The 11,654-nt window shown below is 50.4% G+C and carries 8 protein-coding genes and 1 riboswitch; of the genes, 5 read left to right on the forward strand and 3 right to left on the reverse strand.

The features are described from left to right. Positions 1-114 precede the first annotated feature (114 nt). From ACTHY5_RS09145 to ACTHY5_RS09165, 5 genes are all read left to right on the forward strand, one after another. Positions 115-4,197 carry a hypothetical protein gene (locus ACTHY5_RS09145; protein WP_441878917.1) on the forward strand — a complete coding sequence of 1,361 codons (4,083 nt, stop codon included), beginning with the start codon at positions 115-117 and terminating at the stop codon, positions 4,195-4,197. Between the two features lie 95 nt (positions 4,198-4,292). Next, on the forward strand, positions 4,293-5,204 hold the full coding sequence (gene osmF / locus ACTHY5_RS09150) for a glycine betaine ABC transporter substrate-binding protein OsmF (protein WP_441878919.1): 912 nt from the start codon (positions 4,293-4,295) through the stop codon (positions 5,202-5,204). A 194-nt stretch (positions 5,205-5,398) separates the two neighbouring features. Further along, entirely contained in the window at positions 5,399-6,550 is a 1,152-nt protein-coding gene (locus tag ACTHY5_RS09155) for an ABC transporter permease (RefSeq protein WP_441878921.1), read from the forward strand. Next, positions 6,547-7,494, forward strand: coding sequence for an ABC transporter ATP-binding protein (locus ACTHY5_RS09160; protein WP_441878923.1), 948 nt, complete (start codon positions 6,547-6,549; stop codon positions 7,492-7,494). The genes ACTHY5_RS09155 and ACTHY5_RS09160 overlap by 4 nt, the downstream gene beginning before the upstream one ends. After that, a complete protein-coding gene (locus ACTHY5_RS09165) occupies positions 7,491-8,231 on the forward strand; it encodes an ABC transporter permease (protein ID WP_441878925.1) in 741 nt (246 codons plus the stop codon). Before ACTHY5_RS09160 ends, ACTHY5_RS09165 begins: the two co-directional genes overlap by 4 nt. 240 nt (positions 8,232-8,471) lie before the next feature. Here ACTHY5_RS09165 and ACTHY5_RS09170 read toward each other — a convergent pair whose 3' ends face one another. From ACTHY5_RS09170 to ACTHY5_RS09180, 3 genes are all read right to left on the reverse strand, one after another. Further along, positions 8,472-9,161, reverse strand: coding sequence for a type 1 glutamine amidotransferase domain-containing protein (locus ACTHY5_RS09170; RefSeq protein ID WP_441878927.1), 690 nt, complete (start codon positions 9,159-9,161; stop codon positions 8,472-8,474). A 158-nt stretch (positions 9,162-9,319) separates the two neighbouring features. Continuing rightward, positions 9,320-10,627 carry an LLM class flavin-dependent oxidoreductase gene (locus tag ACTHY5_RS09175; protein WP_441878928.1) on the reverse strand — a complete coding sequence of 436 codons (1,308 nt, stop codon included), beginning with the start codon at positions 10,625-10,627 and terminating at the stop codon, positions 9,320-9,322. Continuing rightward, on the reverse strand, positions 10,627-11,403 hold the full coding sequence (locus tag ACTHY5_RS09180) for a 3-oxoacyl-ACP reductase (RefSeq protein ID WP_441878930.1): 777 nt from the start codon (positions 11,401-11,403) through the stop codon (positions 10,627-10,629). The genes ACTHY5_RS09175 and ACTHY5_RS09180 overlap by 1 nt, the downstream gene beginning before the upstream one ends. A 51-nt stretch (positions 11,404-11,454) precedes the next feature. Further along, positions 11,455-11,557: riboswitch (TPP riboswitch) on the reverse strand. Positions 11,558-11,654 lie beyond the last annotated feature (97 nt).

Here is an 11,654-nt window from a genome sequence, read left to right on the forward strand (position 1 = left end):
GCGGATCCGTGTCAAGAAAAATAAATCAGAAAATTAGGTGCGGAATGTCGGGTATAATGCTACTCTTTAATCCATAGCTACTCTCGGTCTCGGCAACCTTAAGAAGGGAATCTTATGCGCCCAGCAACCCTAGTGTTACTGATGATATTGGGTCTGTTGGCGACGGCAGCCCGTGCCATTAGCCCAGCTCAGGTACCTGAACCATTACAACCTTGGATTGAATGGGTGTTAGATGGCGAAGAACAACGCCAATGCCCCTTTATTTATAATCAAGCACAAGGGTATCAATGTGCTTGGCCCACTCAGCTAGCACTCGAGTTAACCGATAACGGCGGACAGTTTAGCCAGCAGTGGCAGCTATATAGCGACAGCTGGGTGCAGCTGCCCGGCAACCTGCAACACTGGCCGCAACAGGTCACTGTGAATGGCCAACCCACAGCGGTTGCGAACAAGCAAAGCCGCCCTCATATTAAGCTAGCCCCAGGCCAACACCTTATTACAGGGCAATGGCAATGGGCACAATTACCTAAAAATTTAATGCTTGCTCCTGCCACAGGTTTGTTAGCACTTACCATCAATAACACCCCTATAAAAAAGCTTGAGTTAGATAAAAAAGGCCGTTTATGGTTGGGCCAACGCAACAGCAATAAAGCCACTAGCGCACCACAGGGTGATGCCTTATCGTTGCAGGTCTATCGCAACGTTTCAGATACCATTCCGCTGCACGTCACTACCTTAATAAACCTAGAAGTGGCTGGTGAGCAACGCGAGCTGTTACTGGGGCCAGTATTACTTGATCAACAGATCCCATTGCAAGTCGACAGCCCTCTTCCTGCCAGATTAGAGCCCAATGGCCAATTAAGAGTACAAGTTCGCCCTGGCCGCTGGAGCATTAATGTAGTGAGTCGCCACCCCGCTAACATTAACCAGTTAACCCGACCGAAGGCCAATGTCCCCTGGCCCGATCAAGAAGTGTGGGTGTTTGCCGCTGAGCCGCAGCTGCGCTTGGTGGAGATTGATAATTTAACGACAGTTGATCCGCAACAAACTAACTTACCGACGGCTTGGCAGCAGCTACCTGCCTATCAAATAAACCAAGGCGAAACCATGCAGTTGCGGGAGATTCGCCGTGGTCATCAAGGCGCTCAACCCGATAGACTAAACTTACAGCGCCAGCTGTGGCTAGACTTTGATGGCAGTGGTTATAGCATACAAGACACCATCACAGGGCGCATGAACCAAGGCTGGCGGCTAGAAGCACAACCGCCATTAGACTTAGGCCGCGTCGCCATCGCTGGCCAAGAGCAGTTTATTACCCAAGTTGGCGGTACCCACCAAAAAGGCGTGGAGATTCGCCATGGCCAGCTGAATGTCACCGCTGATAGCCGCTTTCAAGGAGCCATTTCAACCTTGCCCGCAGTGGGCTGGAATATCGACTTACAGTCGTTAAGCACTCAGTTACACCTGCCGCCTGGCTGGAGCTTGTTGTCGGCCTCGGGCATGGACAGCGCCCCTAATACTTGGCTACAACGCTGGACTCTATTGGACTTATTTGTCGTACTGATTGCTGCGGTGGCCGCGTTTCGTCTGTGGGGCTGGCAATGGGGGCTAATCACCTTATTAACGCTGTCACTAATTTTGCACCAAGCAGCCGGCTTTGGGCCACCCCGTTGGATATGGTTACATTTGTTGGCCGCTGCGGCTTTGCTAAGGGTTTTACCAAAGGGCCGATTCAAAACAGCGGTGATCGGTTATCGTAATGTCAGTGCGCTAATACTGCTGCTGATTGCCATTCCATTTATGGTGGATCAAATACGCACTGCTATGTATCCGCAGTTAGCACACACTGCGCCTTTTCGCCATTATCCTGCGATAAGCGAGGCGGCTATGGACACCATAAACAGTGACCAGCTAGCAGAACCTGCCAAAGAATTAACGCAACAAGTGCGCAAGAGCCAACGACTTTCTTCACCTAAGGCAAACAGCCAGCCTGCGCCATTAACGCAAATTGATCCCAACGCCAAAGTGCAAACCGGCCCCGGCATGCCGAACTGGCAATGGAACAGCTTCAACCTCACTTGGAATGGCCCAGTGCAACAAGATCAACAAATTAAATTGGTATTGCTCTCCCCCACGGTAAACATGATATTAAATGTACTGCGCGTAGTACTGATCAGCCTGTTAGTGTTGCGTATGGCAGGCCTTAACCTCAACCGCGCTAAAGCCGCACTACAAAAAGGCAGCCTATGGTCATTGCTGTTACCTACCTTAGTGTTGCCTGTATTATTGGCAAGCCCAATCCCCGCACAGGCCGCCATACCCAATGAGCAACTCTTAACAGAGCTAAAAACTAAGCTACTAACACCACCAGACTGCCTGCCACAGTGTGCACAAATCGCCACTATGCACCTCTCTGTAAACAATAAGCAGCTGAGCGCCGAGTTAGAAGTGCACACTCAACAAGCCGTGGCCGTGCCTTTACCGGGCAATGCTAAATTTTGGCTGCCAAATAAAGTACGGGTTAATGGCAACGCTAGCCACGCCCTGCTGCGCCAGCCCAATGGCGCCTTATATGTGTACTTACCCACAGGTATACATACTGTGCGTCTAACGGGCCCGCTTAATGAGCAAACACGCGTCAGGCTACCGCTATTGCTGCGCCCCCATCAGGTAGAGTTGCACGCATCCCATTGGACTCTGCAAGGGACAGATAACAATGGCGTACCCAGCGCTCAACTCACCCTTAATAAAGTCCCCTCGGCTAATGCTGCACCAAAGCAGCAAACACTAGAGCCGGGGGCGCAGCCTGGGTTTGTTGAGGTAAAACGCAGCTTACGCCTTGATCTTGATTGGAAAGTGATCACTCAAGTACAGCGCGCATCGCCATTGGGTCAGCCCATATCACTGGCTATCCCCTTACTAGACGGTGAGTCAGTGCTCACTGATGGCATTAATGTAAAAGACGGTAAGGCGGTTGTTAACTTGGGCGCCAACCAAAGCACCATAAGTTGGCAGTCACGGTTAGAAAAGTCTGACACGCTCAAGCTGACCGCAGCAGACACCGAGCACTGGGTTGAACACTGGCAATTAGATGCCAGTGCCATTTGGCATGTGAACAGCCGCGGCTTAACGGTCATTCATCAACAAAATGCCAGCGGTCATTGGTTGCCCGAATGGCGCCCTTGGCCCGGTGAGTCTGTCACACTGCATATTAGCCGCCCCACGGGCGTGGCGGGGCAAACCCTCACCATAGATAATACCAAGCTCACCCTCACCCCAGGGGATAGAGCCATGGATGCTCACTTGGCACTACAAATGCGCAGTAGCCAAGGCGGTCAGCATAGCTTGCAATTACCCGATAATATTAAGTTACAGTCGGTTAGTATTAACGGTAAAAGCCAGCCACTGCGCTTGCAAGATGACAACAGCTTGGTGATCCCGCTTGTTCCTGGTGCACAGCATTTAAGTATTCACTGGCGACATAACGATGGGGTTCAATCGCTGTTAACGACGCCATTCATTGATCTTAATAGCCCAAGCGTGAATAACGATATTGAACTGAACCTAGGTGAAGATCGCTGGGTATTATTTGCCGCAGGGCCAAGCATGGGGCCGGCGGTATTATTTTGGAGCTTGCTGGCCATTATTGTGCTGTTAGCGGTGGGATTAAGTCGCATCTCTTTCACTCCTTTGCGCTTTCACCATTGGTTATTACTGGGTATTGGACTAACGCAAATTCCGTTATGGATGGCGTTTATTGTGGTTGGTTGGCTATTGGCGCTGGGCTTGCGCAAAAACTGGCAACACGCCTCGGCTGGCAAAGTGTTTAATCTAGTGCAGATAGGCTTAGTGTTACTCACCTTATTGGCGTTAAGTGTACTGTTTTTTGCCATACAGCAAGGATTGCTGGGTTTACCCAATATGCAAATTAGCGGTAACCGTTCTTATGGTGCTGTGCTGCGCTGGTATCAAGACAGAAGTAGCGCCAGCTTACCTCAAGCTTGGGTATTATCGGTGCCTTTGTTGGTGTATCGCTTATTGATGTTGAGCTGGGCACTGTGGCTGGCATTCGCCCTACTGCGCTGGTTACGCTGGGGCTGGGACTGCTTTTCTCAACAAGGGCTATGGCGACCATTAAATATTCATATCGATTTTGAGGGGAGTAAAAAGCCGATCAATAAGCCACCCCAAAACTGAGTCAAATGGACATCAGTTGAGGTTAGCAGTTTACCATGGGCCAAGCTTTACATAGAGTAGGTTTTTGGGATTCATTTAAGACAAGGATAAATCACATGAAAAAGTCGCTGGCTTCGGCCATGTTTACCCTATCGTTAGCCGTGGCTGCTCCCGCCTTAGCCGCAGACACCATTGTGGTCTCTTCTAAGATAGATACCGAAGGCGGCCTGCTGGGCAATGTTATCTATTTGGCACTAAAAGATGCTGGGCTCAAGGTAGAAAACCGTGCTCAGCTGGGTGGTACCCCCATAGTACGCAAGGCCATTATTGCCGGTGAAATTGATATTTATCCAGAATACACCGGCAATGCTGCTTTCTTCCATAAGCAAGAAGAAAACCAAGTGTGGAGACACTTTCAGCAAGGGTACGAGCAAGCCAAACAGCTGGATTACGACCAACATCAACTGGTGTGGTTAACGCCCGCTAACGCCAATAACACCTGGGCTATAGCACTGCGCCAAGATATTGCCGATAACAAGCAACTACAAACCATGTCCGACTTTGGCCGTTACATTAGCCAAGGTGGCGAGATCAAACTCGCAGCATCAGCCGAATTTGTGTCTAGCCCGGCGGTATTGCCTGCCTTTCAGCAAACCTATGACTTTACGCTAGACGATAGCCAGCTATTGGTACTGGCCGGGGGTAACACGGCCGCCACCATTAAGGCGGCAGCATTGCAAACCGACAATACCAATGCCGCCATGGTGTACGGTACCGACGGTGCCATCGCCTCGGTTGGTCTAGTCGTTATGGAGGATGATAAGGGGGTGCAACCCGTTTATGCCCCTGCTCCCATAGTGCGCGAGCAGACTTTGCAGGCTTACCCAGAAATCGACACTATTTTAGCTCCCATTTTTCAGTCGTTAGACGTAAAAACTCTGCAACAGCTCAACAGTCGCATTGCCATTGGTGGCGAAAGCCCTCAAGCCGTTGCCAAAAGTTACCTGTCTGATAAGGGCTTTTTGTAGGATTAGCTGTTTTTGGCAAAATACAGCAAGGCTCAAATAAGGATAAGGCTCTCTTTACGCTAACCGTCGATGGCATGTACACATAACTGAGTTTACAGTATGTACCTTGATCTCTGTTGTCGTGAGAACCCTTATCCTGACTTACCTAAGCCCCCCAACGAAGGGAATAACACTTGTATGTTACGGGAGTCTTTTTGACGTTTTCTAATTTGGATAAAGTGGGTAGCACCCTGGTGTTTGCCCTACTGCTGTCGTTGCTTGCCCTGCCCTTGGTTAGCCTGCAACCAAACCGTATTATGCCAGGTGAAAGCGTGAGGATCTGGGATGCCGCCAGCCTAACCACGCTCACCCCTACGCTAATATTGTTATCTCTTACTAGCTTGTTATCACTTTTCAAAAGTGCAATCCCCATCCGCATGTTACTCACCGTAGCCACTCTGATAACACTAATGTATACCCTTGGGCTCAGCGCCTCTCAGTTATTGCTTGAAGCCAGCCCCTTAGCGCGTGTTTCTCTTAATGGGGGCTTTTGGCTGGCCATTTTTTGGCTGGCGCTGCTGATCACAGATGCAGCCATTAAGCTGGCACTCGGTCCGCTGCCTCGACTGGCTCTGGTAACTTTAATAGTGGGTTCTGTGTTGCTATTGCTGGCCAGTGGCCACTGGGACTCGCTCTCGTTATTGCATGAGTATCACAACCAAACCAACTTTTGGGGGCAAGCGGCTCGCCACTTACAGCTGTCACTGGGCAGTATAGTGCCTGCAGTGTTAGTCGGTATTCCGCTGGGAGTCGGTTGTCATCGCTCACCCAGCCTAAAAGCCGCTGTGTTTCCCGTGCTGAATATTTTGCAAACCATTCCTAGCCTCGCCATGTTTGGGCTACTCATGATACCGCTCGGTATGCTGGCGACCGGCTATCCGATATTGGCCGAGCTCGGTATTCGCGGCATAGGCGCAACCCCTGCGGTAATAGCGCTGTTTTTTTACTCCTTGCTCCCTATTGTTAGCAATACCACGCTTGGTTTCGATCAAATTGATGCCAGCGTGCGCGACGCCGCCACCGGCATGGGCATGAGTCAGCGCCAGCGATTATGGCAGTTAGAGTTTCCCTTGGCGTTGCCGGTTATTTTGACTGGCTTGCGAGTGGTGGTGACCATGAACATCGGCTTAGTGGCGGTGGCTGCGCTAGTGGGTGGCGGTGGCTTTGGTACTTATATTTTTCAGGGGCTGGGCCAAACCGCCACCGACTTAGTGATATTGGGTGCGGTGCCGACGCTTATCTTGGCGTTTTTATTCGCCATGGTGATCGACACTCTAATAGCCCTGCAAAAAGGCGATAATGCATGATTGAAGTGACAGCACTTAGCAAACAGTTTGGCGCACAAATAGCCGTCAATAACCTATCGTTCAAAGTAGATAGCGGCCAGTTCTGTGTATTAGTAGGAACATCCGGTTGTGGTAAGTCCACCATGCTACGCATGCTTAATCGACTGATTGAGCCCAGTCAGGGGCAAATTTTGATCAAGGGTCAAGATGTCACCACACTGGCGCCAGAGCAATTGCGCCGCCGCATTGGCTACGTTATTCAAGGCGTGGGCTTGTTTCCCCATCGCACCATTCAGCAAAACATTGCCACCGTGCCTAAGCTGCTGGGCTGGAAAAAGTCGGATATTGATGCTCGAGTCACCGAGCTGCTGACCTTATTCAAGCTAGATGTCGCCACCTTTGCCAGCAAGTATCCACATCAATTATCTGGCGGAGAACAACAAAGAGTGGGGGTGGCGCGAGCACTGGCTGCCAAACCAGAACTACTGCTGATGGATGAGCCTTTTGGTGCCCTAGATCCGCTCACCCGCGAGCTGCTACAAGATGAGTTATTGAAGGTACAGCAGCTCTTGGGGATCACCATTATTATGGTCACTCACGACTTAGAAGAAGCCATCAAAATGGCCGATGTAATTGCGGTCATGGATAAAGGTGAATTACTACAGCTAGACACGCCAGAAGCCCTGTTGCGCCACCCTAAAGCCGGTTTTGTACAAGAGCTCGTAGGCGGCACCGAGCGTCCGCTGCGTTTACTGAGCACCAAACAAGTCAGCCAGATCATGACCACAAAAATAACCCAATCCACTCACCCTCTGCCCAATATTCATGCCAATGCTAGCTTGCGCGAGGCTATGGCATTACTGATCTGGGAGCAGGTAGAAGAGTTGCAAGTAGTGGATACAGCAGGACAGGTCATAGGCCAAGTATCTATGCATGACTTACTACCACAAGGTGCGCGAATATGAAGAAATCGGCCGCGCTTACTTGGTTAGGGCTTGGGCTGCCCATACTGCTACTGCTGATAATGACCATCAATATAGAGTGGCTAGCTCCTTTATTTAGCTACTTTGTCGATGAGCAAACCCCCGCTATTTATCGCCGCGACAGCGTGTTTAATTTGTTGCTTTGGCATTTAGCAGCCGTGTTTATCGCCATCGCCGCCGCCACCCTAGTTGCCCTGATTGGCGGCATTTGGGTGACTCGTGCCAGTGGCCGAGAGTTTTTACCGCTGGCGCGTGCCATTGCCAACTTAGGTCAGACCTTTCCGCCGGTGGCAGTCTTGGCTTTGGCGGTACCAGCGCTGGGCTTTGGGTTGACGCCCACCTTGGTGGCGTTATTTCTCTACGGTATGCTGCCTATTTATGAAAATGCCGTGACCGGTTTGCAGCAAGTACCCAGCCAAGTCACTGACGCCGCCAGGGGCATGGGCATGACCCCGCGCCAGCAATTATGGTCGGTCGAACTGCCACTGGCATTGCCTGTAATAGTGGCGGGCATTCGTATTTCATTAGTGATCAGCATAGGCACCGCCACCATAGGCTCTACGGTGGCGGCAAAAGGCTTTGGTGAAGTCATTATTGCCGGTTTGCTCACCGACAATATGGCCTTCGTACTGCAAGGCGGCATCATGGTGGCGTTAATAGCCATTATTATCGACTCAATCTTACATCGCTTAGAGCGGCGGCTATCGCCAGCCGATTGACAACAAGATAAAACCTATTTTTGCCACGGAAAGCACAGAAAAATATAGAAAGTTAAGCTGAGTAAGAAAAAATACTAATACGTATTACTAGCAAAGAATAGTTGTTCCAGTGACTCTAACCGCTGGCAGCTTGGAGTTGTTTTCGTTAGTTTTTTACAAATAAAGCTTTTCCGATTTAATCTTTATTTTTCAGTGAGTTTCGTGTATTCCGTGGCAAAAAATCTTGTGTCTTTAAGCTTGTTAATGAATCGGGCGCTGCAGTATGGCTAACAAGGCTTCGGCAGTGGCGGTGGATGATGCGGGGTTTTGCCCAGTGACCAGCAAACCGTCTACTTCAACATGGGGCTGCCAGTCGTCTGCTTTGTGATAGTCACCCCCATTGGCTTTGAGCATATCTTCAACCAAAAACGGCACAACGTCAGTTAACCCGACCGCGGCTTCTTCACTATTACTAAAGCCGGTCACGCGTTTACCCTGCACCACTGGCTGCCCGTCAGGTCCTTTTACATTACGCAAAACACCTGGCGCATGACATACCAATGCCACCGGTTTATGTGCCGCAAACATACCTTCAATAAGGCGAATTGAGTCGGGATTATCTACCAGATCCCATAAAGGACCGTGTCCTCCAGGATAAAAGATGGCGTCAAATTCAGCAACAATAAAGTCTTTTACTTCATGGGTACAGGCCAGCTGCGCCTTGGCCGCGGCATCTGCAAACAGCCGCTCGGTTGCATGAGTTAATGCCTCGGGCTCCACACTATTAGGATCAATGGGTGGCATATCACCCTGTGTGGTGGCCAACATAATATCTGCGCCAGCGTCTTTAAATACGTAATACGCCGCGGCAAACTCTTCAAGCCACAGGCCGGTTTTTTTGTCACTATTACCCAGCTGCTCATGAGAGGTCATCACCATCAAAATTTCCATTTGGGTTCCTTAGACTAAATAGACACACTCATTAGCCTAGCTGATGCTGTAAGAAAAAAACAAGCTGACCGCTTGACGCCATCAGCACAAAAAAAAGGCACACCACTTCTAGTAATGTGCCCTTTTATTTAGATTATCAGTCACTGATCGCTTATGGCTTAAGGCTTGGTTAGCCCCAGATGCCCGCGCAAGGTATTGGTTTCGTATTCGCTGCGAAATAAACCACGGCGTTGTAGCTCGGGCACCACTTGTTCAACGAAGTCTTCAATGCTGTACGGCAATGATGGAGGCATCAGATTAAAACCATCCGCCCCTTCATTATTAAACCAGTGCTCCATTTTATCGGCAATTTGCTTAGGTGTACCCACCATAGTGCAATGGCCACCGCCGGCGGCTAAACGCCCCAAGAGCTCTCGCACCGTAGGTTGTTCTGTTTCTATTATGCGCAAAATAGTACTGTAACGACCTTTAGGTCCGGTAAACTCCGACAGTGGTGGCAGCTCTGGCATGGGGGCATCTAAGTCCCAATTTGAGCAGTCTTGTTCAATAAACAAACCGAGCTGGCGCAAAGAAGCAGCCACTGGCAGCATTTCATCTAGCTCTCGCTGTTTGGCTTTGGCCTCTGCTTCGGTGGCCGCCACATAGGTGACTAAGCCCGGCATAATAGGCACATCTACATCTCGCCCAGCCTCTTGCACACGACGCTTTATATCTCGGTAATATTCTTGTGCGGCAGGCAAGTCATAGGCCACCGCATAAATGGCTTCAGCACGGCGCGCGGCTAATTCACGCCCTTGCTCTGAGGCGCCAGCCTGAAACAATACCGGGTGCCCTTGAGGGGGACGTGGCACATTAAGGGGGCCATCCACTAAAAAGAACTCACCATTGTGATGAATCGGCTGCACTTTATCGGGATCGGCATAATGACCTGCGCGATCAAAACTAAGAGCATCTTCCGCCCACGAACCCCAAAGTTTAAGTGCGGCATCAACAAACTCATCGGCTCGACGATAACGATCGGCATGTACCGGCATGGCTTGGTAGTTATGGTTGCGTGCCTCCATATCAAACATAGAAGTCACCACGTTCCAGCCCATGCGTCCACCTGAGATATGATCCAAGGATGCCATCATGCGTGCGGCATGAAATGGGGTATAAAAGGTGCTTGATACCGTACTGATCAACCCTATTTTTTCAGTCGCTCGACTCATGGCCGCCATTGTGGTGAGTGGCTCTAAAAACCAAGGGCTGCCGTCAGATACATTAACGGCGGCTTGGCCATCAGCAAAGAATACGGCGTCAAACTTACCGCGCTCGGCAATTTGCGCTAGCTCTTCGTAATAACGAATATCGCCTAAACGCTCTACCGAAGAATTGGGGTGACGCCACGCCCCCTTATGATGACCACAACCCATAATGAAGAGGTTAAGGTGCATCATGCGTTGCTGGTTATGAGTAGCTGCCATTAGTTTTTCACCAAGCCGCCGTCAACCACCAAGTTTTGACCGGTAACGGAACGTGACCAAGGAGAGGCAAAAAATAAGCACGCATCAGCAAACTCAGCCGGTGTGGTAACACGACGCAAAGGAGTGGCAGCAGCAATATAATCAAACACTTCTTCTGGAGTAGCCGCTGAGGCATCAGTGGTGCGCAATAAGCCACCAGAAACCATATTCACCGTCACTTGATCTGGGCCTAGATCTTGTGAAAGGGTGCGGGTTAAGGATAACAACGCCGCTTTCGCTGCGGTATAGTCATGGTAAGGCACCACGGGATTTTGAAATAGATTAGTGCCGATATTCACGATGCGACCAAAGCCGGCTTCACGCATACCGGGTAACGCCGCCTGTGTGGTATTCAAGGCGCCTTTTACGATGCCCTCAAACTGCTGTTGTACATTATTCCAGCTCAGCTGATCCGCATTTTCACGGGCATCACCATTAAACGAAAATGCCGGTAATGCGTTATTAATGACGGTGGTAATGGGCTGACCAAAGTGCGCCTGAGCTTTGGCAAATAGTGCCTGTACTGCATCAGCGTCAGTGACATCAGCTTGTAGCGCCAGCGCGTGTTCTGGGTAGTCGGCCGCTAATTGATTGGCCGCTTGTTCGCTGGTTAAGTAGTTGATGACCACTTTGCCACCTTCGCGTAAAAAGGCGCGCACCAAGTGCTCACCTAGACCACGAGCGCCGCCGGTGACTAAAATTAATTGTTGTGCAAGTGTGGGTGCAGATTGTTGCATTACTACCTCTAAAAGTCAGAGGCGAAGGCATGGATCAGCAGCGGTTGCTGCAAGCCGAAAGGCAGACATCCCTTCGCCAGTATGAACTGGATCAGGTTCGACGGGTGTTATCTCAGCCAAGTAGATGAGCTACCGGACACCCCGTGTCACGTCCTAGACCATAACATATCCCTCCCCCTGTGGGGAGCTGGAAGCGGTCAGCCTGTCACTTAGTCACATCTTTTTGTTGATGTTTGAGTAGAAATCAGGCA

The organism is Oceanisphaera sp., assembly GCF_052084945.1.
GTDB lineage: Bacteria > Pseudomonadota > Gammaproteobacteria > Enterobacterales > Aeromonadaceae > Oceanimonas.